Annotated in this window: 17 protein-coding genes, 1 tRNA gene and 1 pseudogene; 8 read left to right on the top strand and 11 right to left on the bottom strand. The window is 60.8% G+C overall.

Translation table 11 applies throughout. The features are described 5' to 3' along the window. The 4 genes from HBH1_RS17005 to HBH1_RS17020 all read left to right on the top strand — a co-directional run bounded on the left by HBH1_RS17005 (position 1) and on the right by HBH1_RS17020 (position 7,198). A complete protein-coding gene (locus HBH1_RS17005) occupies positions 1 to 705 on the top strand; it encodes an OmpA family protein (RefSeq protein ID WP_102663697.1) in 705 nt (234 codons plus the stop codon). Continuing rightward, positions 699 to 2,429 carry an EH signature domain-containing protein gene (locus tag HBH1_RS17010; protein ID WP_102663698.1) on the top strand — a complete coding sequence of 577 codons (1,731 nt, stop codon included), beginning with the start codon at positions 699 to 701 and terminating at the stop codon, positions 2,427 to 2,429. The genes HBH1_RS17005 and HBH1_RS17010 overlap by 7 nt, the downstream gene beginning before the upstream one ends. After that, on the top strand, positions 2,429 to 6,295 hold the full coding sequence (locus HBH1_RS17015) for an SNF2-related protein (RefSeq protein ID WP_102663699.1): 3,867 nt from the start codon (positions 2,429 to 2,431) through the stop codon (positions 6,293 to 6,295). Before HBH1_RS17010 ends, HBH1_RS17015 begins: the two co-directional genes overlap by 1 nt. Positions 6,296 to 6,562: 267 nt before the next feature. Continuing rightward, a complete protein-coding gene (locus HBH1_RS17020) occupies positions 6,563 to 7,198 on the top strand; it encodes a hypothetical protein (RefSeq protein ID WP_102663700.1) in 636 nt (211 codons plus the stop codon). Between the two features lie 251 nt (positions 7,199 to 7,449). On the opposite strand, the gene HBH1_RS17025 is transcribed toward HBH1_RS17020, so the two are convergent. Beyond that, positions 7,450 to 7,525, bottom strand: a tRNA-Phe gene (locus tag HBH1_RS17025). An 85-nt stretch (positions 7,526 to 7,610) separates the two neighbouring features. Between HBH1_RS17025 and HBH1_RS17030 the strand changes: the two genes are divergently transcribed. Next, positions 7,611 to 8,843, top strand: coding sequence for a UbiH/UbiF family hydroxylase (locus tag HBH1_RS17030; RefSeq protein WP_102663701.1), 1,233 nt, complete (start codon positions 7,611 to 7,613; stop codon positions 8,841 to 8,843). A 183-nt stretch (positions 8,844 to 9,026) separates the two neighbouring features. Further along, positions 9,027 to 9,794 (top strand): DsbC family protein, encoded by a 768-nt coding sequence (locus tag HBH1_RS17035; RefSeq protein ID WP_102663702.1) that lies wholly within the window; start codon positions 9,027 to 9,029, stop codon positions 9,792 to 9,794. A gap of 69 nt (positions 9,795 to 9,863) precedes the next feature. Here the strand turns inward: HBH1_RS17035 and pth are convergent, their stop codons facing one another. Continuing rightward, positions 9,864 to 10,442: an aminoacyl-tRNA hydrolase gene (pth, locus tag HBH1_RS17040; protein WP_102663703.1), complete on the bottom strand. Its 579-nt coding sequence runs from the start codon at positions 10,440 to 10,442 to the stop codon at positions 9,864 to 9,866. Positions 10,443 to 10,665: 223 nt separating this feature from the next. Here pth and HBH1_RS17045 point away from each other — a divergent pair, with 223 nt between their 5' ends. Beyond that, positions 10,666 to 13,017, top strand: a complete 2,352-nt coding sequence (locus HBH1_RS17045) for a Tex family protein (RefSeq protein WP_102663704.1) — start codon at positions 10,666 to 10,668, stop codon at positions 13,015 to 13,017. 126 nt (positions 13,018 to 13,143) lie between these two features. Here the strand turns inward: HBH1_RS17045 and HBH1_RS17050 are convergent, their stop codons facing one another. The 7 genes and pseudogenes from HBH1_RS17050 to pilM form a co-directional block, all read right to left on the bottom strand. Beyond that, positions 13,144 to 13,893 (bottom strand): DUF5610 domain-containing protein, encoded by a 750-nt coding sequence (locus tag HBH1_RS17050; protein WP_102663705.1) that lies wholly within the window; start codon positions 13,891 to 13,893, stop codon positions 13,144 to 13,146. A gap of 470 nt (positions 13,894 to 14,363) precedes the next feature. Next, positions 14,364 to 15,515, bottom strand: a complete 1,152-nt coding sequence (locus tag HBH1_RS17055) for a deoxyguanosinetriphosphate triphosphohydrolase (RefSeq protein WP_102663706.1) — start codon at positions 15,513 to 15,515, stop codon at positions 14,364 to 14,366. 2 nt (positions 15,516 to 15,517) lie between these two features. Beyond that, positions 15,518 to 17,326, bottom strand: coding sequence for a bifunctional shikimate kinase/3-dehydroquinate synthase AroKB (aroKB, locus tag HBH1_RS17060; RefSeq protein WP_102663707.1), 1,809 nt, complete (start codon positions 17,324 to 17,326; stop codon positions 15,518 to 15,520). 210 nt (positions 17,327 to 17,536) lie between these two features. Then, positions 17,537 to 18,091: pseudogene (locus HBH1_RS17065) on the bottom strand (type IV pilus secretin PilQ); the annotation flags it as partial. After that, positions 17,974 to 18,339 carry a hypothetical protein gene (locus HBH1_RS25245; RefSeq protein WP_199181614.1) on the bottom strand — a complete coding sequence of 122 codons (366 nt, stop codon included), beginning with the start codon at positions 18,337 to 18,339 and terminating at the stop codon, positions 17,974 to 17,976. The gene HBH1_RS25245 and the pseudogene HBH1_RS17065, both read right to left, overlap by 118 nt. Further along, positions 18,336 to 18,911 carry a PilN domain-containing protein gene (locus tag HBH1_RS17070; protein ID WP_102663708.1) on the bottom strand — a complete coding sequence of 192 codons (576 nt, stop codon included), beginning with the start codon at positions 18,909 to 18,911 and terminating at the stop codon, positions 18,336 to 18,338. The genes HBH1_RS25245 and HBH1_RS17070 overlap by 4 nt, the downstream gene beginning before the upstream one ends. After that, a complete protein-coding gene (gene pilM, locus HBH1_RS17075; protein ID WP_102663709.1) occupies positions 18,908 to 19,807 on the bottom strand; it encodes a pilus assembly protein PilM in 900 nt (299 codons plus the stop codon). Before pilM ends, HBH1_RS17070 begins: the two co-directional genes overlap by 4 nt. Positions 19,808 to 20,150: 343 nt before the next feature. Here pilM and HBH1_RS17080 point away from each other — a divergent pair, with 343 nt between their 5' ends. Further along, entirely contained in the window at positions 20,151 to 22,466 is a 2,316-nt protein-coding gene (locus HBH1_RS17080; RefSeq protein WP_102663710.1) for a penicillin-binding protein 1A, read from the top strand. A gap of 125 nt (positions 22,467 to 22,591) precedes the next feature. Here the strand turns inward: HBH1_RS17080 and HBH1_RS17085 are convergent, their stop codons facing one another. Next, positions 22,592 to 23,779, bottom strand: a complete 1,188-nt coding sequence (locus tag HBH1_RS17085; protein ID WP_102663711.1) for a serine hydrolase domain-containing protein — start codon at positions 23,777 to 23,779, stop codon at positions 22,592 to 22,594. 38 nt (positions 23,780 to 23,817) lie between these two features. After that, positions 23,818 to 24,576 carry a 7-cyano-7-deazaguanine synthase QueC gene (gene queC, locus HBH1_RS17090; protein ID WP_102663712.1) on the bottom strand — a complete coding sequence of 253 codons (759 nt, stop codon included), beginning with the start codon at positions 24,574 to 24,576 and terminating at the stop codon, positions 23,818 to 23,820. Positions 24,577 to 24,624 lie beyond the last annotated feature (48 nt).

Below are 24,624 nucleotides of genomic sequence, written 5' to 3' on the forward strand. Positions count from 1 at the left end.
GTGCTGGCGCGACTAGTTCTCAAGCGAGGTGCAAAGCACGAGGGGGAAAGTCCGTTCTGGATTTCATTCTCCGACCTCATGTCTGCTTTGATGGTGCTCTTCCTCGTTGTAATGGCCGTGACTTTGGTTTCGGTCACCCAGAGCATCGACGCGGCTACGCGAGCGAATATCGAGCGGACCGCCGCAATCAGCCATCTGATGCAGATGATTGCGCAAGACCCTAAGAGTACGGGGGTCGGCGTTGATCAACAGAATTTCCGCATCGATCTCGGTAAGGAGGTTCGGTTTGACAGTGGCAGTTACACAATCAGTCTGACAGCTGGACAGTTTCTCCGCAGCTACATTCCGGTGCTCCTGCGGGCAAAGGACACGGAGGAAGGTCGGCGTTGGATGCGAAGCGTCGTTATAGAGGGATTCACCGACGAGGATGGAACCTACCTTTATAACCTTCAGCTCAGTCTCGACCGTAGTCGAAGCGTGGTCTGCTCCCTGTTTCAAAGCAGCGGATCGACAGACGGATTGACAGCTGAGCAATTACGGAAGGTTCAAGAGCTCTTTCTTGTAGGCGGCTACTCGTTCAATTCGATCAAGATGGACAAAGCCGAAAGCCGCCGAGTCGAGTTCAAAATCGATTTCTGGGGCTTGGACGAGAAGGTGCCGAAGGCAAACGACGTCCTGAAAGGGAAGGAGTTTGGTCGGTGCTAGCCACATCTGCTCTTCAGCGATTGAGTCTTGACTTAGCTACGTCGATGGCATCAATGGGCTTGTATTCTGGGGAGTTCGGGAAACCAGAGTTAATCGAGAAGCCGACACGCGAAGCAGAGCAACTATTCCAAGGATTTGCGAAGGCAAAACCCAGCAAGGAAGACGCTTATGCCGCCGCGCGTACCTTCGTGCGTGGCCAACCGCTTGATCCGTGGCAACGTGATTTGGTTGCCTCTGCTGTCGCAGAGCCCATCCGTGAGCAGGCTGGCGCATTGGCTCTGGCATCCAGGCAGTTTCCGGCGTTACTAGCCTCTTATGAGGCCGAGGCTAAGCGTGGAGAGCTGTGGCGCCTAACTTGGCATGGGCTTCTATACTCGTACTTCCACTTCGACCTTGACCGAGGACGGGACGACTCGACGCATGCGGGATGGGAAGCGCTTCGCGCTTTTCTCGAACGTACGTGGCCATTGATTGACCGCCAAGCGGACAAAGACCTAATTCCAGAATGGATCTGTGTCCTACGGCAAGAAACCGAGGTACTCACCTTGCGGCCAGTCGAGAAGTACTCGCGAGCTTATCTACGTGGCGAGACCGAAGCCACGGACCGTCTGGCAACGGACCTCGGCATCCCGCCGTCCAGTTGGTTCTGGCATTCACTGGTACTCGGCGCTGTCCACAGGGCCGCTGCGGAGGTTGACGCCGAGTTTCGCAGGCATATTCCTCAACTCATCAAACTCATCCAGAACAGGCCTGGCTTCAGAGACGAGGCTGTTGAAGTTATCCTCATACGTTATCACGCTTGCGATGGGGCTCCCCCGGATGAGATGTTGCGGGACTTCGTGTGCCAACCGAATATTTGGAAGAACCCGAAGCTCAAAGCCGCAGGTATCGCCACGGCCTGGAACAGAGTTCCAGACCCCGTTTGGCGAATGGCTCTCGGGTGGGTCAACGAGCGGAACCTCAAAGACTTCTTCGACATCCTGGCAGCACGAAACAATGCGGATGAGGGGCGGTTGGCCTTTTGGTCGAAGTACATGAAGCAGATTTCCTGGACCCGCCTGGTATTCGGCGCCGACACAATGGCGCTGAAGCGGACCAATACAGGCGTTCGGGAGCTAATTGCTCGGGAAGAAGGGGCTTACGCCCAGCTCACTAGTAAGCCTGAGGTCGATGCTTTCATGATGCAATTGGGCCCGTATCTCATCATCGAATTCAGCAAGAAGCCGAACGCTTGTTATGTCTATCAGGCTGACCAACTCCCGTTCGAGCCGTATTCGCGCCACTACGAGGGCGGCTCTTCCGACTTGGGCGCTGGTTACCGTGATGGTTGTGCCCTGCGCATTGTGCATCGAGATGGTTGGGCATCTCGAGCGGAGCAGGAGCTCCGACAATTAGGGATTATTCCCGATGCCGCGGGACCTCGGCGGGTTGCGGCTGATTCAGCGTCAGATATGACCGCCAGCACCGGACGCATGGCTGGAGTCGGAAATCGTTCGGGAGCGAATGCAACGAACTCGACTGCTGGAGGGCCTGACATGGCGAGGTTGAAAGCAGTCGTCGACCAGTTCCGAGGAGCTTCAATCAACGACCGTCGGAAGTCCTCAAATGGAGGGCGTCTCTGGATCGAAGACCCGCTTCAGCGAGCGCAACTGGCAACTGAATTGAAGGCACTTGGATTCAAGTGGGCCAACAGCCGCGAGGCTTGGTATTACCCGGAGACCTGATGGGCCTATTCGATTTTCTCAAGCGTTCTAAGACAGCCAAGTCCTCGGAACCAACGCTCAAGACAGCTTGGACGGATGCCGGCGTACGCATTGAGTTTGCGCAAGAGCTAACAGAGCCCACTCCAGAAGGACTGCTTGATGCCATTCACGAGGCTGGAGTGGAAGACACCGTACTTGGTGCCTACCTTGCCCAGTTAGCTTCTGAAGGTCGTTGCCAGTTGTCAGTTACCAACGCAACCGTCTCTTGGGCTGACATCTTTGCCTTGCAGACTTCCGCTGAGCACGTCGGTGCCCTGAAGCTGTTCGAGCTTCCGCCTCAAGGGCCGCTTAGGCCAGTAATCGACGGCTCCGGCACATTGTCCTCGGCCGACTTCGATCTTGAGGTTTCGGGGTGGTCTGATGGGATCCGTCCGGTCACGGTAGAACGGCTGGAAGGTGCCGTTGCTATTGTCGGTGGCCGACCGCAGATGCTCTCTCCGTGTGCATGGTCTACGGTCGCTCAGATTGCCGCTCTGCGCATTCGACCGACTAGCGAGCGCAACCAACACGAACAAGAGTTGGCATGGGGGCGCATTCGCCTTGTTGCAGACCAAGCTGGAGCACTTTACGCTAACACGTATCTGGAGACGACGCTCGTCCTCACCCCGGACAGCCTGCGCCTGCCGTTATCAAGCCAAGACACGCCATTTGGCCGGGTCCTGACGGTCTCGCCGACGTTTGAGGGTGCACCGGATGGCTGGATCACGGCCTTTGATGGATTTAACTCCGTGCAACCGCACTATGATCTGACGCGCAGCTCCGGTCGCGTACGTGTAGTCGTCTCCGAACCCGTGCGAAAGGTTCTGGCCGTTATCAAGAGGGAGATGCCAGGTCGAAAGGTTGCTGGCGTCAAGGCTGAAAAGTTCATTCACAATCCCTTTGCCTTCCTTGGAGACGGAGCACGCGAAGTCCTGCGGGAAGACGAGTTCGAACAGGATCGCGCCGAGGCTGGCGCAGTGGCGGCGGTCTTCAGCATCATCGGTAGAACAGATCAAGGTCGCGTCAACACAGTTGACCTGTTGGTGACGGAGCATTTCGGGGATGGTGCTGCTCGTACAAATAGTTCTACGTTCAGGACGCCGAGTGAACTTGACGCGTTTCTGCAAGAGCTTAGGTCTGCGCTCGAACAAGATAGGGAGCGTTTTCCGTGGGATGAGTATGACCTGACCGTCGACGCCGAGTCGACGATTCAGTTGGAGCAAGGAATACAGTTGGCGCATTTATGGCGTACACAACCAGCCGAGCGCATCAGCTTCGAGGATGTCTACCAACTCGATGGATATAGCAGTCGCATCGAAGGTATCGGTGTCGCCAAAACAATCTATGTGCCTGTCTTCCAGCGCGAGAGAAAGGGAGGCGATGACGATTCTGGTTGGCTTCCATCCGACCTAATTCCAATGGTGACTGTGAGTCTTCAGGGGCATGAAGGACAGGTGGTCATCCCCCTCACTAAGGAGTGGCTGAAGGACTTCACCCGCCAAGTTGATGAGGCGGAGAAGGCTGGAGCGTCAGAGGTGCGAAACGCCAGCTTGCCGACCGCCGTATCTACAGAGCAGGCTCGTACGCTCGCGGATGGATTCAACTCCATGCTCGGCAAGGAGGATCGAGTGAAGGTTGAGGGTGACTCCAAGGGCAAGAAGAAGAGGCCTCAGGAGACTCTCTTGATTAAAACAAACTTCCACGGTGTCGACTACCAGGAAGAGCGCCGCACGTCGCTGGCCTTGCCGGAAGGATGGACAGCGCAGTTACCGAGATGCCTGCGTCCCGCCATTGAGCTCAAGAAACACCAGCTCTATGGAATTGCGTGGTTCCAGCATCTGATGTCTAAGGGGCCAGCAGAGTGCCGAGGTGCCCTTCTCGCCGATGACATGGGACTGGGGAAAACAGTCCAACTGCTGTCCGTGCTTGCGTGGTACTACGAGTTAAACCCCAACGCGGCCCCGTCCGTTATCTTCGCTCCGAAGAGTTTGCTGGAGAACTGGGCGAACGAAGCTCGAAAGTTTTTCAGCGCATCGTTCCCGGAAGTGCTTGTTCTATATGGCGACGAACTGAGGGACCGTATGCAACCACTCGGACTCATCGACAGCCAGTTGCAGGACAAAGGTATCGTCGAACTGCTGAAGCCAAACTGGGCTGGCACGGCGAAGGTCATCGTTACGACCTACGAAATGCTGACCTCATACGAGTTTTCGTTGGCCAAGCAGCCTTTTGCGCTCCTTATCTGCGATGAAGCCCAACGCATCAAGACGCCGGGCACGATGGTGACCCTTGCGGCGAAGAAGCTTAAAGCCGACTTCCGCATCGCTTGTACTGGAACACCCGTAGAAAATTCCCTTGCCGATCTTTGGTGCTTGTTTGACCTAGTTCAGCCCGGCCTGCTCGGGGCTCTGGAAGACTTCGGCAAAAACTACCGTCGCCCTATCGAATGTGAGACGGGCGAGCAGGTTGCTTCGATGAAGAGACTGCAGGCGGCAATTGCGCCGCAGACGCTACGTCGAACTAAGGCTGACATTGCCGCTGATCTAAAGAAGAAGTTTTTTGCAGTGAAAAAGGCTGGGGGGGATGCGCTTCAGTTCAAACCAGAGCTGGCTGAGAATGAGCTCCTGGAAATCGCCATCACCGATCGCCAGCGCATTCTTTACAAGGGAGGATTGAAGAAGCTGCAAGATGCGGCCAATGAGTCCAATGGCCGTAAACGTGCACAACTCTCATTCGGTGCGCTCCACCTAATGAAGGCGGTCTGCGCGGAGCCCTATTGCCTTCCCGGGACCAAGTTCCTTGTGGATAAGGCCGGGCGAGAGACACACCTCTCCAATTCGCCGAAACTGGCCTGGCTGCTCGAACGCCTCGAGGAAGTCCGGCGGGCCGGCGAAAAGGCCATAGTATTCACTGAGCTTCGCGAGGCGCAGGCTGCGCTGTACTACTTCTTGAAAGAGTCGTTCGGATTACGTCCATCCATCATCAACGGCGATTCCCAGGGCCGCCAAGCGTACATTGACAAGTTCTCCGCAAAAGAAGGATTTGACGTCATCATCCTATCTACACTAGCCGCAGGTGCCGGTTTGAACGTCACTGCCGCGAACCACGTGTTCCACTTCACGCGAGCTTGGAATCCCTCAAAGGAGTCCCAAGCGACGGACCGGGCATATCGCATCGGCCAAGAGCGAGACGTATTCGTGTATTGCCCAACCGTGGTCGCAGACGACTTCTCCACTTTCGAAGTGCGGCTGGACCAGCTTTTGAAGCGGAAGGCCGGATTGGCTGGTGCCACGCTCGACGATGGCGAGTTAGCGGCTATGCTCAACGGCTCCGGCAAGGATGCGTCTTTCAAGGAACTGGTCGGAGATGGGACACTTGGGGAAGCTCTGCCAGAGCGTCACCTCACGATGGAGGATGTTGATCGAATGGACGGAGACAGCTTCGAGATTTTTTGTGCTCTGCTTTGGCAGAAGCAAGGATTTCAAGCAACCGTCACGCCAAAGCGCGGAGGCGACGGCGGCATCGACATCGTCGCCTTGAAGAAACGAGACGGCGAGCTCATCCAGTGCAAGAGTTCAAAATCTGCAGAACTCGGGTGGGATGCCGTCAAAGAAGTGGTGGCGGGTGCGGCAAGGTACCAGGCAAGGTTCCGAGGTACACGGTTCCGCAAGATTGCTGTGACCAACCAAGGATTTACGTCTGGAGCACGGGAGCAGGCATTGGCGAACCAAGTGGAACTTGTCATTCGCGAGCGCCTAGTTGAGCTCCTCAAGTTGCATCCCATAACTAACTACGAGTTTGATGACGCATTGCAGGATGCCGCTACGATCATGGAGTTTGTAGCTTGAGCTGGTTGTTGTGAATATTCGCCGGCACCGCCAGCACGGGGCAATGTGGCGGTCAAACTTCAGCCAGTGGGTCAGTTTTCAATGCAAATCAACAACTTACAGATTGACAGTATTTTGTCTATTCGCGCATATGTCTTCCCTCCAAGAGGGTTATTCTTGCAAGCAAATTAAACAAAAAGAGAGGCGCAGCAGCAATGTCACATCGAACGGCCTCCTGCTTCAGAAGCCTCTCCCCTCTATTCTTGTAATACTTTCTTGAGTTTAGCTATGACAGCTCTTGTCTTCGCACTTCAGGACGACCAAATTTGTGTGGCCATGGACACTCTGGTAGTCAGTGCTCGCGACAAAATGCCACTGTATTTTCAACGAAAATTCCTGTCGCTTCCAGGGAGTAATTTGATTGTTGCCGGCACAGGTCATGCGGGCTTCATCACGGGATGCTTTCAGTATCTACAGGCTCATTTCCAAGAAGCGACGATTGATGATTTGGATGGAGTGGTCCCTGACATCTTTCGAGCATCCGTTCGAGGGCAGGGAGGCTTGAGTGGCCTTACTGCGACGATCTATCACTTCGGTTACTCAGTCGAAGAGCAAAGGTATGTTGGTTACGCCTATCGCTCCGAACATGACTTTCGCTCGGATAGACTTCGGTATGGTCTAGGATTCAAGCCGGTCGTCCCCGTCACACCAACTAACGACATTCACTTCCCCGACTTTCTAATTGAGCTTGTACTGGAGCAGCAGCGCCAAGACAATCTCCTGCCAATAACTGAAAGAGTTGGTATAGGTGGTGAAATTGAGTTTGTCGTTATGTCAGATCGATTGATCAATGTTGAAACCGTACATCGTTTCTCTTCGTATGAGGCCGAATCGATCTACATTGAGCAACGCACAGAAGCATAATCCCTTGGATTCATGTGAGCAGTCATTAGATGACTTGCACGTCGTTCAAATCGATAGTTCTGGCCAAAGTTCTAAGCAGATTGCTTCGGACTGCGGAGTTGCATTGAAAACCACCTTTATTCCCTTGGTATTCATTGGCTTCACACTTTCTTGGGAGTGATTGTCGGGAATAGACCGGAGCCAAGAATTTTCAGTCCTAGAAATGAAAAACGCCAACCGGTAAGGGCTGGCGTTTTTGCTTAGAACATTCTTGGTGGCCCGGGGCGGAATCGAACCACCGACACAAGGATTTTCAATCCTCTGCTCTACCAACTGAGCTACCAGGCCAAGACGGACAAGTATAGCGGCTTTGAAGAAATATGCAAGTCCTTTTTGAAAAATAGTTTCCGCCACCCCGTTTATAATCGCCGGCATGAATACCAATTCACATTCCCCATCTTCCTCGCCGGCCGCGGCTGGCACTGATATCTGCATCGTCGGCGACGGCGCGGTCGGCAAGACGGCGGCGCTGGGGCTGGCGCAGGCCGGCTTCAAGGTGACCCTGCTGGCGCCACCGCCCAAGTCTGCCTCACCCGACCCGGCCAGCTGGGACGTGCGGGTCTATGCGCTGAACCATACCGCGCATCGCCTGCTGTCCTCGGTCCGCGTCTGGGATGCCATGGATGCCGCGCGCATCGCGCCGGTGGATAACATGACCGTCCACGGCGACGGCCTGCCGGAAAAGGCGCAGCCCGGCCTGCTCAGTTTCGATGCCTACGCCGCCCGCACCGATGCCCTGGCCTGGATCGTCGAAGACCGCAATCTCGACCAGGCGCTGGACGCCGCCCTGCGCTTTGCGCCCAATGTGCGCGTGCTGCAGGGCCGCGCCACGGCGCTGGCGGTCAGCGGCGAGACTGCCACGCTGACGCTGGAATCCGGCCAGGCCCTGTCCGCTTCGCTGGTGGTGGGGGCCGATGGCGCCAACTCCTGGGTGCGCGGGCAGTGCGATATCGGGCTGGATTACCGCTCCTATGGCCAGAACGCCATCGTCACCAATTTCACCTGCGAGCTGCCGCATCGGGGCGTGGCCTATCAGTGGTTCAGCCCAACAGAAGGGGTGATTGCGCTGCTGCCGCTGCCGGGCAATCGCGTCTCGCTGGTGTGGTCCGCGCCGCAGGCGCTGGCCGAGCAGCTGCTGCGCCTGCCCTTGTCGGCACTGGCCGAGCGTCTGGCGCAGTGGGCCGCGCCCGTGCTGGGTGCGCTCACGCCGCTGCAGCCGGAAGTGGCCAAGGCTTTCCCGCTGCGCCTGATCAAGCCGCATGCGATGATCGCGCCGCGCGTGGCGCTGATCGGCGATGCCGCCCATGTGGTCCATCCGATGGCCGGGCATGGCATGAACCTGGGCTTTGGCGATGTGGCCGCGCTGATCGATATCCTGCTCAAGCGCGAGCCCCAGTACGATTGCGGCGACGATCGTGTGCTGCGTCGCTATGCCCGCGCCCGCAAGGAAGAAGTATTGCTGATGCAGATCGCTACCGATGGTCTGCATCGGCTCTTCTCCACCGAGGCCGAGCCGGTGCGCCTGGTGCGCAATATCGGCATGAGCCTGGTGAACCGTCTGCCGCTGCTCAAGCGCCGGCTGATTGCCCACGCGTTGGGACAGTGAAGCGCGGCGATTTCAGGTAAGGTAGTGGCCTTTGGCAAGCCAGCAGGGCCATTTGCGCCTGCCGTTGCCGGAAAAACTGCCCCGCGATTTTTTTTGAGAGACATCTGCAACCCCAGTCTTTGCAAGGCTTTGCGGCCGATGCGTCAAGGATTGGGTGTGCGTTTGATTTGAATCAGGACGAGTATGAAAAAATTTCTGACCGCCGGTGCGCGCCCATTGCGCCATCTGAGCATGGCCGCATTGCTGCTGGTTTCCACCGTCGTCGGCGTGAGCGCCCATGCGCAGGCCGAGGCGGCTGACAGCACCGAGGCCACCATCAAGAAGCTCATCGAGCCGCGCCTGGGCAAGGATGCCAAGGTCGATGCGGTGACCAAGACGCCGTATTCGGGCCTCTATGAAATCCAGATCGATGGCGACGTGATCTACACCGATGCCAAGGCCCAGTACCTGTTCATCGGCCGCGTGGTGGATGCGCAGAGCTACCGCGACTACACCAAGGAAAAGATCGATTCGCTGAACCAGGTGCCGTTCTCGGGCCTGCCGCTGGACAAGGCGATCAAGACCGTCAAGGGCAATGGCAAGCGCGTCATCGCCATCTTCGAAGATCCCAACTGCATCTACTGCAAGCGCCTGCACAAGACCCTGCAGGAAGTGGACAACATCACCTACTACACCTTCCAGTACAACATCCTTTCGCCGGATTCCATCGTGAAGTCGCGCAACATCTGGTGCGCGCCCAATCCGAGCAAGGCCTGGAACGAGTGGATGGTCAACGGCAAGGAAGCTCCGGCAGCGGCGGCCTCCTGCAATGCGCCGCATGAGGATGTACTGGCACTGGGCAAGAAGCTCAAGGTGACCGGCACGCCGACCATCTTCTTCACCGACGGTTCGCGCATTCCTGGCGCGGTCGATGCCAAGGGCCTGGAACAGAAACTGTCTTCGCTGAAATAAGTCCATGACGCACGGGAGCGCCTCGCAGGTTGGGGCGCTCCTGTTGCGTTGTGGTTCAGCGCATCAGGCTCATTTCCCCGTATGCAGTTCCATCATGGCGGCCTCGAACTTGCCCTGCGCCAGCAGGGGGATGACGTTGAGGCTCTTGTCGAGGGCGTCGTTGATGAGCGCCTGTTCTTCCTTGCGCGGCCGGTGCAGTACGAAGTCGGCGACCGGCTGTTGCAGTCCCAGCGTGCGCGGATGACCGATGCCCAGGCGCAGGCGCCAGTAGTCCTGGGTGCCCAGTGCGGCGGTGATGTCCTTCAAGCCATTGTGGCCGCCGGAAGAACCGCCTTTCTTGATCTTGGCCGCGCCCGGTGGCAAGTCCAGTTCGTCATGCACCACCAGTACTTCGTCCGGATTGATCTTGTAGAAGCGCGCCAGCGCGCCGACCGACTGGCCGGAGCGGTTCATGTAGGTCTGCGGTTCCAGCAACCACACCTCATTGCCGGCAATGCTGGTCTTGCCGGCCAGGGCGTTGAAGCGCTGCTCGCGGCTCAGGCGCACCGGACCGGCGAGGTTGTCGACCAGCCAGAAGCCGGCGTTGTGGCGGGTTTGTTCGTATTCCGGGCCGGGGTTGCCGAGACCGACGATGAGACGGATGGACATGTTGCAAGAAATGAGGGGCTGCACGAGGCGGAAGCGCCGATTATCCCGGCTTTGGCCGCCGCCGTCCAATCCCGCGCGGCCCGGATGCGCCCGCGCCGCCTGCTTTCCCGTGCAATCAGGCAATGTCAAGATTGGCGCGGGTGGCTGAATTGCGTATCATCCAACGCTTGTTTTTCTTCACCGCATAACTGCTTAATTGCTTAACTGTTGACTGGGTTTCACCATGCTGCCTTCTATCGAACAACGACTCGCCCTTGAACTTGCCGCCAAGCCGGTTCAGGTCGCTGCCGCCATCGCCTTGCTGGACGAAGGTGCCACCGTCCCCTTCATCGCCCGCTACCGCAAGGAAGTCACCGGCGGCCTGGACGACATCCAGCTGCGCCTGCTGGAAGAGCGCCTGCGTTACCTGCGCGAGCTGGAAAGCCGCCGCGCCGCGATCATCGCGTCCATCGAAGAGCAGGGCAAGATGACGCCGGTGCTGCTGGACGCCATCACCCACGCGGAAGACAAGACCCGCCTGGAAGACCTCTACCTGCCCTACAAGCCCAAGCGCCGCACCAAGGCCCAGATCGCCGCCGAAGCCGGCCTGACCGAACTGGCCGATGCGCTGCTGAACGACCCGAGCCTGAACCCGGAAGAGGAGGCCGCCAAATACATCAAGGCCGCCTTCACCACCGACAACGGTGACAATCCGGGCGTGCCCGATACCAAGGCCGCGCTCGATGGCGCGCGCCAGATCCTCATGGAGCGCTTCTCGGAAGATGCCGAGCTGCTGCAGAGCCTGCGTGAGTACATCACCGAACATGGCGTGGTCGAATCCAAGGTGATCGATGGCAAGCAGGACGCTGGCGAAAAATTCGCCGACTACTTCGATTACTCCGAGACCTATTCCACCATCCCGTCACACCGTGCGCTGGCGCTGTTCCGCGGTCGTCGCGAGGAGATGCTCAACGTTGTTCTGCGTCTGGACAGCGAAGAGGAAAAGCCGAAGTGGGATGCTCCCCATAATCCCTGCGAAGGTCGTATCGCCTCGCGCTTCGGCGTCTCCAACAAGGGCCGTGCCGCTGACAAGTGGTTGTCCGACACCGTGCGCTGGGCCTGGCGCGTGAAGGTCTTCATGCACCTGGAAACGGAGCTCATGACCAACCTGCGCGAGAAGGCCGAGCTTGAAGCCATCAACGTCTTCGCCCGCAACCTGAAGGACCTGCTGCTGGCCGCGCCCGCCGGCCCGCGTGCCACCATGGGCCTGGACCCGGGGCTGCGCACCGGCGTCAAGGTCGCCATCGTCGATGCCACCGGCAAGGTGGTCGCCACCGATACCATCTACCCGCACCAGCCGCGCAACGACTGGCATGGTTCGCTGCATTCGCTCTCGCAACTGGCCGAGAAGCACAATGTCTCGCTGATCTCGATCGGCAACGGTACCGCCTCGCGTGAAACCGACAAGCTGGCGCAGGACCTGATCAAGCTGCGTCCCGAACTGAAGCTGACCAAGATCGTGGTGTCCGAAGCGGGTGCGTCGGTGTATTCCGCCTCGGAATTCGCCTCCAAGGAATTGCCGGAGCTGGATGTGTCGCTGCGCGGCGCAGTCTCGATTGCACGTCGTCTGCAGGACCCGCTGGCCGAGCTGGTCAAGATCGATCCCAAGTCCATCGGCGTGGGTCAGTACCAGCACGATGTGAGCCAGTCGCAACTGGCGCGCTCGCTGGATGCCGTCGTGGAGGATTGCGTGAACGCCGTGGGCGTGGATGTGAACACCGCTTCCGCTCCGCTGCTGGCACGCGTGTCGGGTCTGAATGCCAGCGTGGCACAGAGCATTGTGTCGTATCGGGATATGAAGGGGATGTTCAGCTCGCGTGCTGCCTTGCGCGAAGTGCCGCGCCTGGGTGACAAGACCTTTGAACAGGCGGCCGGTTTCCTGCGCGTAATGAATGGCGAGAACCCGCTGGATGCGTCGGCGGTCCACCCGGAATCCTATCCGCTGGTGGAAAAGATCCTGGCCGACATCAAGAAGGATGTGAAGAGCGTGCTGGGCCAGACCTCGCTGTTGAAGGGCCTGACCCCGGCCAAATATGCCGACGAGAAGTTCGGCGTGCCCACCGTCACCGACATCCTCAAGGAACTGGACAAGCCAGGCCGCGACCCGCGTCCGGAATTCACCACCGCCACCTTCAAGGAAGGCGTGGAAGAGATCAAGGACCTGCGTCCGGACATGATCCTGGAAGGTGTGGTCACCAACGTGGCGGCCTTCGGCGCCTTCGTCGACATCGGTGTGCACCAGGATGGTCTGGTACACATCTCGGCGCTGTCCAACAGCTACGTCAAGGACCCGCACACCGTGGTCAAGGCCGGCCAGGTGGTCAAGGTCAAGGTGCTGGAAGTGGACGAGAAGCGCAAGCGCATCGCCCTGACCATGCGCCTGAACGACACCGCCCCGGCCCCGGGTGCACGCAACGAGCAACGTGGTGACCGCAACGATGCGCGTCGTCTGTCGCAGCACCAGAACCAGCGTGGTCGCGAGCAGGCACCGAGCAACAATGCCATGGCGGCGGCGTTTGCGAAACTGCGCGGTTGAACTGACTGCGCGTCGCTGCAATGGCATTGTGGCGACGCTAATGTGATGCAATGAAAAGAGGCTGTTCCCTTGCGGGGACAGCCTCTTTTTCGTTCGCGTAGCGGCCCGGATCTACGGGCGTCAATCCTATGCGGTGGTGCTGATCCGCGTCTGGCTCACCGATACCGAGATACTGACGGTGGTCTCGCTGGCAACCACGGTACCACCCTGGCCATCACCGTTGTCGGCACCGCCTTCACTATCCCCACCCTCCTGCTTGCCACCCTTGACCTTGTTGATGAAGTCATTCAGCGACTTCTGCACGAGGTCATAGGTCTTGTCGATGTTGCTGGCGATGTCGCCCTGCAGGACGCTCAGGCTTTCCAGGATGCCGCGTGCTTCCTTGAAGCCCTGGTCGACGCCCTTGAAGATCAGGTTCATGTAGTCGTCGATGTTGGTCGCGTCATCCTTGTCGGGATTGTTCTGCTTGTAGAGGTCGAACATGTTGGTGATGAAGGAGACGATGCGCCCGGCCGTGCCTTCCGGCGAGTTGTCCTGGGACGCTGCGTTCTGCACGGCCTGATCGCCCAACTGAGGGCGCAGGATGTCGTTGATGTTTTCGATGGCGGTCTTGTAGACCAGCGACAGCGGATCGTTGCCGCTCTGCAGTGACACCTCCAGCGAGGACTGGACGATGGACAGGTTGAACTGTGCCTTGGCGCCTGCTTCGGTCAACAGGTTCGCCTTTCTGGCTTCGGCGATCTTGTCATTGCTGGTGCCGGAGGTACCGGACGCATTGGCAGACAAGGCAGTGCTGTCGCCGTTGGTAGCGTTGGAGGAAGTGGTGCTGGGCAGCAGGGTTTTGCTGTCCAGGCCGGTGGTGTTGCCGATGGCCATGACGGTCTCCTGTAGAAAAAGGGGATCCGGGCATCAAGGGGGAAGACGGATCCACTGGAAATGATGGCGCGTCGGATGACGAGCCACTCCATTCCTGCATAACGGCCCGGTCGTGACGGACTTGATATTGACAAAAATTAACAGGTGTCAGTTTCCTCGTCCGGGTGGCAGCACTTACTGCGGTGGATTTGTTCGATCTGACGCAAAGCCTTTTCGGTAAAGGCTTTGCGGCGAGCCGATGCGGGTCGATACGGTGGCTCTCACCCTAAAAAATTTTTCAGAAAAAATGTAACGAAATGTCCGATCCGTGGTGGCAGGCGGATTTCATTTGCAGTGATGCAATGAAATCACGATGACATGCTGCCAAGGCCGAGCTGAGAGAAAACGCAGCGTATCGAAACGCTGCGTTCAGTGACGATGAGGATGTAGATATGGACGTGGATGTGGATGAGCTGGAAAGCCTGCTCCGCTCATTCCATGACGAACAGGCGACGATGTTCGCGGATGGCGTAACGGTCGGTCATGCCGGCGATGTAGTCGGCGACCTTTCTTGCCTGCTTGTCCAGCTGCTGGGCGTCATCATGCATTGCCTTGACCTGATAGTCCGGTGGCAGCAGGCTGGGCTGACCCATGAAGGCAGCAAACATCTCGGCAATGATGCGCCGCGCCTTGGCGGTCATGCGGTTGACCTGATAGTGACGGTAGAGCTTTTCGCGCAGGAATTTCTTCAGCACTGCCGCTTCGCCGGCCATGGCATCGGAGAAGGCAATGAGCGGCGGGGCGTTGCGGACATCCTCGATGTCGCGTGGCGCGAGCTCGGCGATGCGCGTGCTGGCGGTCTGGATCAGGTCGACGATGAGCGCGTTGATCATGCGGCGGACCGTCTCGTGGATCACGCGGCGACCGGTGATGCCGGGATAGGTCTGTTCGACTTCGCGCAGATGGCGGGCGAAGAAATCCACTTCGCTCATCAGCTCCATGGTCAGCAGGCCCGAGCGCAGGCCGTCGTCGATGTCGTGGTTGTTGTAGGCGATCTCGTCGGCCAGGTTGGCCAGCTGTGCTTCCAGCGAGGGCTGTTTCTTTTCCAGGAAGCGCACGCCGATGTCCCCCAGTTGCCGGGCATTGTGCAGCGAGCAGTGCTTGAGGATGCCTTCGCGGGTTTCGAAGGTGAGGTTCAGGCCATCGAAGGCGCCATAGTGCTGCTCCAGCTCATCGACCACGCGCAGGCTCTGTAGGTTGTGCTCGAAGCCGCCGTGCTGCTTCATGCAGTGGTTCAGCTCATCCTGGCCGGCGTGGCCGAACGGCGTGTGGCCCAGGTCGTGGGCCAGGGAGATGGCTTCGACCAGGTCTTCGTTGAGTTGCAGGTTGCGGGCGCAGGAGCGGGCAATCTGCGCGACTTCGATGCTGTGGGTCAGGCGGGTACGGAACAGGTCGCCTTCGTGATTGACGAAGACCTGGGTCTTGTATTCGAGACGGCGGAAGGCAGTGGAGTGGACGATGCGATCGCGGTCACGCTGGAATTCGCTGCGCGAGCCGGGCGGGGTTTCACTGAAGCGCCGGCCCCGCGAGCTTGCCGAGTGGGCGGCATAGGGAGCCAGACGGGGGGGCGCTTCAGCGTGCATGTTTACTCTCCGGTGCAGGCCGCCAGGGTTTGCAAGAGCAATTCCTGCGGCACGTTGGTGATCAGGGGGCTGCCCAGCGGTTTGATCAGGATGAACTTGATCTGGCCGCCTTCGTTTTTCTTGTCCACTTCCATCAGTTCCAGCCAGCGTTCGGTACCGAGGCTGGGTGCCACCGTCGGCAGGCCGGCGGCGGCGGTGACTGCCTGGATGCGGTCACGCGTGCGGGCATCGATATAGCCCAGGCGGTGCGACAGATCGGCCGCCATGACCATGCCGCATCCGACGGCTTCACCGTGCAGCCATTGGCCGTAGCCCAGGCCGTTTTCGATGGCGTGGCCGAAGGTGTGGCCGAAGTTGAGGATGGCACGCAGGCCACCTTCGCGTTCATCTTGGCGCACCACGTCGGCCTTGATTTCGCAGGAGCGCTGGATGGCGTAGGCCAGGGCAGCATCGTCCTTGGAGACCAGTTGCGCGATATTGGTTTCGATCCAGTCGAAGAAGGGCGCATCGATGATGGCGCCATGCTTGATGACTTCGGCGATGCCGGCGGCCAGTTCGCGCGCGGGCAGGGTATGCAGGGTGGCGGTGTCGGCGATGACGGCCTGTGGCTGGTAGAAGGCGCCGATCATGTTCTTGCCCAGCGGATGGTTGATGCCGGTCTTGCCGCCCACCGAGGAATCGACCTGCGAGAGCAGGGTAGTCGGCACCTGCACGAAGGGCACGCCGCGCATGTAGGAGGCAGCGGCAAAGCCGGTCAGGTCGCCAATCACACCGCCGCCCAGGGCGACCAGGGTGGTCTTGCGATCACACTTGTCGGCCAGCAGGCGGTCGAAGATTTTCATCAGGCTGGCCCAGTTCTTTTCTTCCTCGCCGTCGGGCAGCACGATTTCGCTGACCTGTTTGCCGGCAGCGCGCAGGGCGTTGGCGACCTTGTCCAGGTACAGGGGGCCGACCGTATCGTTGGTGACGATGGCCACGCGCTTGCCCTTGACGTATTGCGGCAGCAGGGACGCATCGTCCAGCAGGCCGCGACCGATGTGGATGGGGTAGCTGCGCTCGCCCAGGTCTACGTTGAGGGTGATCGGGTGGATGGCGGTGGAGGCGGTGTTCTGGTTCATGCGGTGATGGCTGGGTTCGGCGCCGGCAGCGCCATGGAAGGTGTGGGAGAAATGGCTGGTGGCGACCACCGTAGTACCGTCGGCGGTACGGGTGACCAGCGCGCTGCTGCGTTCGACGACGACGGTTTCATCGGCCTGCGCTCCATCAGCCTCCGCCGAGGGCTGCCAGGCACCCTCCTTGGGTGAGAGTTCCAGATGGCTGATGATGGTCTGTACCAGGAACTGGACATTGGGCCGGTTGGTTTCGATCACGAAGTCGGCCACCTCGCGGTAGAGAGGGTCACGCTGGCGCGAGAGTTCTTCCAGCTTGCGACGCGGATCGGCGGTCTGCAGCAGCGGGCGGTTCTTGTCGCGCCCGGTGCGCTGGAGAATCTGGTTGATGCTGGCCCGCAGGTAGACGACGGTGCCGCCCTTCTTGAGGTTTTCACGATTCTCGGCACGCAGGACGGCGCCGCCACCGGTGGCCAGCACGATGTCGGGTTGGGCCGAGAGTTCGCGGATCACCTCCGCTTCGCGGCGGCGGAAGCTTTCCTCGCCCTCGATCTCGAAGATCACCGGGATGGTGGCGCCGGTGCGCGCCTCGATCTCGTGGTCCGAATCGACGAAGCGCTTGTTCAGCTTCTTGGCCAGGGCCCGGCCTATGGTGGTCTTGCCGGCTCCCATCAGGCCGACAAGGAAGATGCTTCCAGTCATATCTAAGAATTCTGCGCTCTGCGCTACTGGCCAATGTCGATGGCGCCGCGCATCTGACGGCACGGTCACCCGCCGCCCGGTGGGCGGTGTCCGGGCCGGCCGCCGGCCGGCTTGCGCCCGGCGGTACGGGCCTGGAACAGCGATTTTACCGTTCTTTGTGCCGCCGCCGGGAAAAATCGGGCTGGACAGCCCGCCGGGGGGCAACGGGCGTCAATACGGGCGCGGTGGTGCGACGATGCGGGGTGTGAGGAAGATCAGCAGTTCGGTCTTGTCGCGCACCCGGCTGTTGCTGCGGAAGAGGGTGCCCAGGATGGGGATGTCGCCCAGCAACGGTACCCGGGTTTCATGGTCGTTGTCGGTCTGGGTATAGATGCCGCCGATGACCACCGTGCCGCCATCTTCGACCTGGACCTTGGTCTTGACGTGCTTGGTGTTGATCGCCAGGCCGCCCGGGGTGACGTTGCCCCGGCTGTCCTTGTTGAGGTCGACGTCGAGGATCACATTGCCGTCGGGGGTGATCTGGGGCGTCACCTCCAGCTTCAGGTTGGCTTTCTTGAAGGCAGTGGCGGTGGTGCCATTGCCGGCGGCCTGCTGGTAGGGGATTTCCTCGCCTTGTTCGATCAGGGCCGCCTGCTGGTCGGCGGTGATCAGGCGCGGACTGGAGACGATCTTGCCGCGCCCGTCGGCTTCCAGGGCCGAGAGTTCGACGTTGAGGAAGCGCTGGGCGGCGGCGTTGAGGAGGGTAGCTGAACCTGTTGCGCGACCAGTTGCATCTCCAGCGCGGTCTGGCGCGACTGCAGGCCATCCCGCAGCGCGACCTGGCTCAGGGCGGATTGATACTGCACGCGCAGGTCCTGCTGTTGCCGTTGGGCAGACTGGCGCGATTCGTCCAGTTCTTCGACCGCCAGCAACAGCCCGCTGGCCGCACACGCCAGCGTTGTCAGCAGGTACAGCGCCAGCCGTGCCGGCCGGGGCCAGTGGGCCGGATGGGTACGCAGGCTTGCACGTTTCATTTTGGCTCCTGGGTGGCGTTCGCGGCGGGCGGCGCCAAGGGGATGACGATGCTGAAGGCGTAACCACGATCTTCGGCGTGCAGATCATTGAGGGTGGCACCGTCCAGGCCGGCACCGGTGAGCGCTGCGGCGTATTCCTGCACCGCTTGCGCGGTTGTCGCATGGCCGCGCAGCTCGGCCCGCCCGGCTTGCAGCATGACTCGCTGCAGACGGGTCTGCGGGTTGCCGGCCTGGGCCGCGCCGCGCAGCAGCTGGATGGCCTGCTGGCGCCGTCGGGCCAGTTGTTCTTGCGCACTCAGCTGTGTGTTGAGCGCTTCGATGCGGGCGCGCAGTGCGCTGGTCTGTTGCACCTGGGGCGCCATCTTTTGCAGCGCCTGGGTCAGCATGGCATTGGCCTGCTGCAGCGAGGCCGTGTGCCACCACACCCGCAGGCCGGGTACTGCGGCGATCAGGCAGCCCAGCAGCGCAGCCACTGCCAGCCAGCGATAGAAGCCCAGTTCGCGCTGGCGGCGACGCTGCTGCGGTGTGCGCGAGAAATCGAAACTTGCGAAACTTGCGAAGCTTGGCTTCATGCCATGCCCTCCCACGCCAGGGCCAGGGCCAACTGATAGTCGGCCGGGATTTGCGCGGCGATCGCGGAGGACAGCATCAGCGGTGAGGGGATGGGGGCGAGCTGCGCATCGATGCCGGCATATTTGACGAAGGCGCGCCCGATGGCGCCCAGCTGAGGGTGGTCGCCGCTGAGCAGCAATCTGCGCGGCAGGGGTTTGAGCAGTGGCGCCACGCTGGCCAGCAGGGGCAGCGCTCCGCCTGCGGCGGCCTGTGCCGGCAGGTAGTGGGCCGGGCCCCTGCCGTGCAGCAGCCAGTTGCCGCCGCGGTCCAGTCGCAGGACCGCAGTCTGGTCGGCGCGCCGCTCGTCGCGCAACCAGGCGGCCAGGCACAGGTCCTCCGGTGCCAGCGTCGCCAGGGAGCGGTTCAGTGCCTCGGCCAGTGCCAGCCGGTCTTCGATGGCCAGCGTCGAGGCGGCCAGCGCCAGCACCTGCACGTCTGAGGGGGATGCCGGTTGCGGACCGAGTATTCGGTAATCCAGTACCTGCTCTTCGGCCGACGCGCCATGGGCGGCCATTTCGGCGCGCACCTGTGCCAGGCGCTGGACCTCGCTGGAGCCGGCCGGCAGGACCAGGCGACGGCCGGTCAGGGTCGCCGCCGGCAGGGCCAGCGCCAGGGTGGCGCCCTGGCACACCGGGTTGTCCAGCAGCGAGCGGCAGATCAGCACCAGTGCATCGAAGTCGATCACCTGGCTATCGCGGCACAGGGGCCTGGCCGACAGGCGCTGATCCAGGCGCAGCACTTGGGCGCGCTGGCCGCAGCGGCGCAGCAGGGCGAGTTGGACCCGGTCAGGACCGATGTCGACTCCGGCGCACAGGCGCGCCGACATCCGGCGGGAAGGAAAGAGGGAACTGGCCATGCCGCGGTTCTTTCGCAAGGGAAAAGGGGGAATTGTCTGGCCGGCGGGAAGGCGGGGGAATAGCGGAAACTTGAGGAATGCCTGTCAATTTGCAGTAAATGATGTCAATTGCTTCACTTCCAGCCATCCTGGTCGGAACCGCGCTCCTGTGCTTTGGTCTATTTGCAACACCTGGCCGCGCGGCCCGTCAGGGCGAGCCGCTATAATGCGGGCTTGTTTCTTCCAACCCGGCTCCGGCCTGCTTTAACGCTTATCTCGAATGTCTTCATCTTCCAACGGCGGCGATCAACACCAACCGGCATCGGCGGCGGATAAACCCGCAGGAAAGGCCCCGCGCAAGCGCATGCACTGGTCGCTGCGCATCCTCCTGGGCCTGTTCGGCACGGTGCTGGGCCTGGTCGTGATGGTGGCGCTGGGCGTGACCTTCATTGTCGCGCTGACCTATCCCAAGCTGCCCGACCTCGATACGCTGACCGATTACCGTCCCAAGATCCCGCTGCGCATCTTCTCGGCCGATGGCGTGCTGATCGGCGAATTCGGCGAGGAACGCCGCAACCTGGTGCACTTCAAGGACATCCCGGAGATCATGAAGAAGGCCGTGCTGGCCATCGAGGATGACCGCTTCTACGAGCACGGCGGCGTCGATTACCAGGGCATTGCCCGGGCTACCTTCTCCAATCTCTCCGGCGGTGGCGGTGGTGCTTCCACCATCACCCAGCAGGTGGCGCGCAATTTCTTCCTGACCAGCAACGAGCCGACCTTCCTGCAGAAGGCCACGCGCAAGTTCTTCTATGAAATCCCGCTGGCCTGGAAGATCGAGAACAACCTCACCAAGGACCAGATCCTTGAGGTCTACATGAACCAGATCTATCTGGGCCAGCGCGCCTATGGCTTCGCCTCGGCCGCCCAGATCTATTTCGGCAAGCAACTGAAGGACATCAGCATCGCCGAAGCCGCGATGCTGGCCGGCCTGCCCAAGGCGCCGTCGGCCTACAACCCGGTGGTCAATCCCAAGCGCGCCCATGCGCGCCAGCAGTACATCCTGCTGCGCATGCGCCAGCTGGGTTACATCACCGATGCGCAATACCAGGAAGCCAAGGACGAGGAACTGCGGGTCAAGGGCGACAGTTCCGCCTTCGGCATGCATGCCGAATACGTGGCCGAAATGGCGCGCCAGCTGGTCTACGCGCAATACAAGGACGAGACCTACACCCGCGGCCTGAACGTCTTCACCACCATCACCAAGACCGACCAGGATGCGGCCTACATCGCCCTGCGTCGCGGCATCATCGACTATGAGCGCCGGCATGGCTATCGCGGTCCGGAAGGCTACATGGACCTGCCGGACAACGCCACCAAGGAAGCCGTGGAAGACGCCGTGGAAGTGGAGCTGGCCGATCATCCCGACAGCGACGACATGGTCGCGGCCGTGGTGCTGGATGCCAAGCCCAAGGAAATCACGGCCATGCTCTCCACCGGCGAGGAGATCAGCATTTCCGGCGCCGGCCTGGGCTTCGGCGCCAATCTGTTGTCGGACAAGGCCCCTCCGCAGAAGAAGATCCGTCGCGGCGCCATCATCCGCGTCTTCCAGGACGGCAAGGCCTGGATCATCACCCAGATGCCGGAAGTGGAATCGGCCTTCGTCTCTGTGAACTCGCAGGATGGCGCGATCCGCTCGCTGGTGGGCGGCTTCGACTTCAACCGCAACAAGTTCAACCACGTCACCCAGGCCTGGCGTCAGCCGGGTTCGTCGTTCAAGCCCTTCATCTATTCTTCTTCGCTGGAGAAGGGCCTGTCGCCGGCCACCATCATCAATGATGCGCCGCTGACCTTCACCCAGACCGGTGGCCAGGTGTGGCAGCCGAAGAACTACGGCGGCAAGTTCGAGGGCCCGATCTCGATGCGCCGCGCGCTGCAGAAGTCGATCAACCTCGTGTCCATCCGCATCCTGGAGCGCGTGGGTGTGAAGTATGCGCAGGAATACATCACCCGCTTCGGCTTCGACGCCGACAAGAACCCGCCCTACCTGACCCTGGCGCTGGGCGCGGGCAACGTCACCCCGCTGCAGATGGTGGGTGCGTATTCGGTGTTCGCTAACGGCGGCTACAAGATCAATCCCTATCTGATCACCAAGGTCACCGACAGCAATGGCGAAGTGCTCTCGCAGGCCAAGCCGGCTACCGCCGAGGATGAATCAAACCGTGTCATCGATGCCCGCAACGCCTTCATCATGGATAGCATGCTGCGCGATGTGGTGCGTCATGGCACGGCGGTCAAGGCGCTGTCGCTGAAGCGGACCGACCTGGCCGGCAAGACCGGTACCACCAACGACTCCATGGATGCCTGGTTCGCCGGCTACCAGCCCGGCCTGACCGCGATTGCCTGGATCGGCTACGACCAGCCCAAGAGCCTGGGCGACCGCGAAACCGGCGGCGGCCTGGCCCTGCCGGTGTGGATCAGCTATATGTCCAAGGCGCTCAAGGATGTGCCCAACGTGGATCGCAAGGTCCCGGACGGCGTGATCGAATCCGGCGGCGAGTATTACTACGCCGAGTTCCCGCCCAGCGCCATGGTGCGTGACCTGGGCATGGGTGATCGCAGTGGTCTCACGCCTGAAGAAGAAAAGGCCAAGACCCAGATGAAGAACGAGTTGTTCTGAGTCTGCCTGGAAGGGGCGATCAGATAATGATCTATATCGTTTAGATTTTTTGCTGATCCCATGCAAAACCGTCGGTCGCGAGAGCGTGACCGGCGGTTTTTTTATGGCTGCCTGCAGTGAGGAGCTCAGTCGCGGCCGGCCAGGTAATGACTGATCCTGCGCATGGCCAGCGTGGTCAGGACTTCGTCCTGTTCGGCGCCGTAGTCGCTCAGCTTGACGATGACGGTGCGGGTCGCCGGATTGACGTAGATGTACTGTCCGAATACGCCGATGGCCGAGAAGTCCTGGTCCTGCGCATTGCCGGGTGGAATCCACCAGCCATCGCGGTATTCGAGGATGTCGCTGCGGTTGTCCGGACGGCGCGGTTCGTTGGCCCATGCGGTGCTGACCACCTGGCGCTCGCCGATGCGTCCCTGGTTCAGATAGAGCAGACCCAGGCGGGCGAATTCGCGCGCGGTGGTGTTGAGGCAGCAGAACGCCTTTTCCACGCCGTGCTTGCGGCTGTCCACGCTCCAGCTGGCGTCCTGCTCCATGCCCAGCGGTTCCCACAAGGCCTGCTGCGCGTAGTCGGACAGGGGCATGCCGGTCGCGCGCGCCAGTACCCGCGACAGCACCAGGGTATCGACGCTGCGATATTCGAACCGTTCGCCGGGCGCGAAGCGCAAGCCATGGCGCCGGGCCAGGAAACTGTGCAGGTCGGTGCTGACGAACATGCGCACCACCGGTGAGGTCAGCGACCCCGCATAGCGCTCGTCGACGTCGATGCCGGAACGCATGTCCAGCAGCTGGCCGATGGTAATGCCGGCGTAGGCGGGGGCCAGTTCATCGCTCTTGAGGTAGTGACCGATGGGCTCGTCCAGCGACTTGATCTTGCCTTGCATCAAGGCCACGCCGGTCAGCGCCGAGACAAAGGATTTGGCCACCGAGAAGGACGTAAAGCGGGAATTGGCATCGAAGCCGTCGATGTAGCGCTCGTAGACGACACTGCCATCCTGCACCACCACGAAGGCGTGGGTGGCAGTGGTCTTGAGGAAATCGGCCATGCCGAGCTGGCCATTCTTCTTCCATGGCACGTTGATTTCCAGCGGCCGCAACGCCACCGGCAGCGCTTGCGGATGACTGGAACGGGCGATGGGATTGGCGTCGAAGACCTTGTAGCTCTGGCTGCGCGGCGTCAGGTCGAACTGCAGGTCGACCAGCGCCGGCAGGCTGGGCAGATCGGCGACACGACGCCCGATCTCGGCGCCGGCCAGCAGGATCAGCAGGGCAGCAGCGCCGCGGGCGAGGCGCTGGGAGGTACGTGGGCTGGGCATGGGGCTCGTTCTTTTTGGAGTGAGCCTATTGTGCCTGATCAGCCGATCTTTTTGCTTGCCGTGTTCTGTACGTCTTGCACGTATTGCTCATAGCCGCGTGCGCGCAACTGGCAGGCCGGGCAGGTGCCGCAGCCATGGCCCCAGTCATGCAACTGGCCGCGCTCGCCCAGGTAACAGGTGTGGGTGTCGGCGCGGATCAGGTCCACCAGCGCCTGGCCGCCCAGCGATTCGGCCAGCGCCCAGGTCTGGGCCTTGTCGATCCACATCAGCGGAGTCTCGACCTTGAGTTGCGTGGCCATGCCCAGGTTGAGCGCCACCTGCAGCGCCTTCATGGTGTCGTCACGGCAATCGGGATAGCCGGAGAAATCGGTTTCGCACATGCCGCCCACCAGTACGTTCAGGCCGCGTCGATAGGCCAGGGTGGCGGCCACCGTCATGAACAGCAGGTTGCGGCCGGGGACGAAGGTATTGGGCAGGCCATTGTCCTGCATGGTGATTTCGACATCGCGGGTGAGCGCGGTATCGGAAATCTTGCCGATCAGCGACAGGTCGATCATGTGATCCTCGCCCAGACGCGCCTGCCAGTCGGCGGAAAAGCCCTTCATCTTCTCCAGCAGGGCCGGACGCACTTCCAGTTCGATGGCGTGGCGCTGGCCATAGTCGAAGCCGATGGTTTCCACGCGCTGGTAGCGCGACAGCGCCCAGGCCAGGCAGGTGGTGGAATCCTGACCACCGGAAAAGAGCACCAGGGCGCTCTGGGTGTTCAGGGTCGGGGCGATGGCGGAGGTGTCGGACATGGCTTTCTGGCTCAGTGCGGGATGGCAGGATGGGCGTGTGGGGCGATG

It is taken from the genome of Herbaspirillum sp. BH-1 (genome assembly GCF_002870055.1).
Taxonomy (GTDB): Bacteria; Pseudomonadota; Gammaproteobacteria; order Burkholderiales; family Burkholderiaceae_D; genus Herbaspirillum; species Herbaspirillum frisingense.

What these genes read in the sequence shown, in the direction of transcription:
- HBH1_RS17085 (WP_102663711.1), bottom strand. Translation starts at nt 23,779, where the DNA reads ATGCCCAGCCCACGTACCTCCCAGCGCCTCGCCCGCGGCGCTGCTGCC.
- queC (WP_102663712.1), bottom strand. Translation starts at nt 24,576, where the DNA reads ATGTCCGACACCTCCGCCATCGCCCCGACCCTGAACACCCAGAGCGCC.
- HBH1_RS17050 (WP_102663705.1), bottom strand. Translation starts at nt 13,893, where the DNA reads ATGGCCATCGGCAACACCACCGGCCTGGACAGCAAAACCCTGCTGCCC.
- HBH1_RS17055 (WP_102663706.1), bottom strand. Translation starts at nt 15,515, where the DNA reads ATGCACGCTGAAGCGCCCCCCCGTCTGGCTCCCTATGCCGCCCACTCG.
- pth (WP_102663703.1), bottom strand. Translation starts at nt 10,442, where the DNA reads ATGTCCATCCGTCTCATCGTCGGTCTCGGCAACCCCGGCCCGGAATAC.
- pilM (WP_102663709.1), bottom strand. Translation starts at nt 19,807, where the DNA reads ATGGCCAGTTCCCTCTTTCCTTCCCGCCGGATGTCGGCGCGCCTGTGC.
- HBH1_RS25245 (WP_199181614.1), bottom strand. Translation starts at nt 18,339, where the DNA reads ATGAAACGTGCAAGCCTGCGTACCCATCCGGCCCACTGGCCCCGGCCG.
- HBH1_RS17045 (WP_102663704.1), top strand. Translation starts at nt 10,666, where the DNA reads ATGCTGCCTTCTATCGAACAACGACTCGCCCTTGAACTTGCCGCCAAG.
- HBH1_RS17020 (WP_102663700.1), top strand. Translation starts at nt 6,563, where the DNA reads ATGACAGCTCTTGTCTTCGCACTTCAGGACGACCAAATTTGTGTGGCC.
- HBH1_RS17030 (WP_102663701.1), top strand. Translation starts at nt 7,611, where the DNA reads ATGAATACCAATTCACATTCCCCATCTTCCTCGCCGGCCGCGGCTGGC.
- HBH1_RS17080 (WP_102663710.1), top strand. Translation starts at nt 20,151, where the DNA reads ATGCACTGGTCGCTGCGCATCCTCCTGGGCCTGTTCGGCACGGTGCTG.
- aroKB (WP_102663707.1), bottom strand. Translation starts at nt 17,326, where the DNA reads ATGACTGGAAGCATCTTCCTTGTCGGCCTGATGGGAGCCGGCAAGACC.
- HBH1_RS17015 (WP_102663699.1), top strand. Translation starts at nt 2,429, where the DNA reads ATGGGCCTATTCGATTTTCTCAAGCGTTCTAAGACAGCCAAGTCCTCG.
- HBH1_RS17035 (WP_102663702.1), top strand. Translation starts at nt 9,027, where the DNA reads ATGAAAAAATTTCTGACCGCCGGTGCGCGCCCATTGCGCCATCTGAGC.
- HBH1_RS17070 (WP_102663708.1), bottom strand. Translation starts at nt 18,911, where the DNA reads ATGAAGCCAAGCTTCGCAAGTTTCGCAAGTTTCGATTTCTCGCGCACA.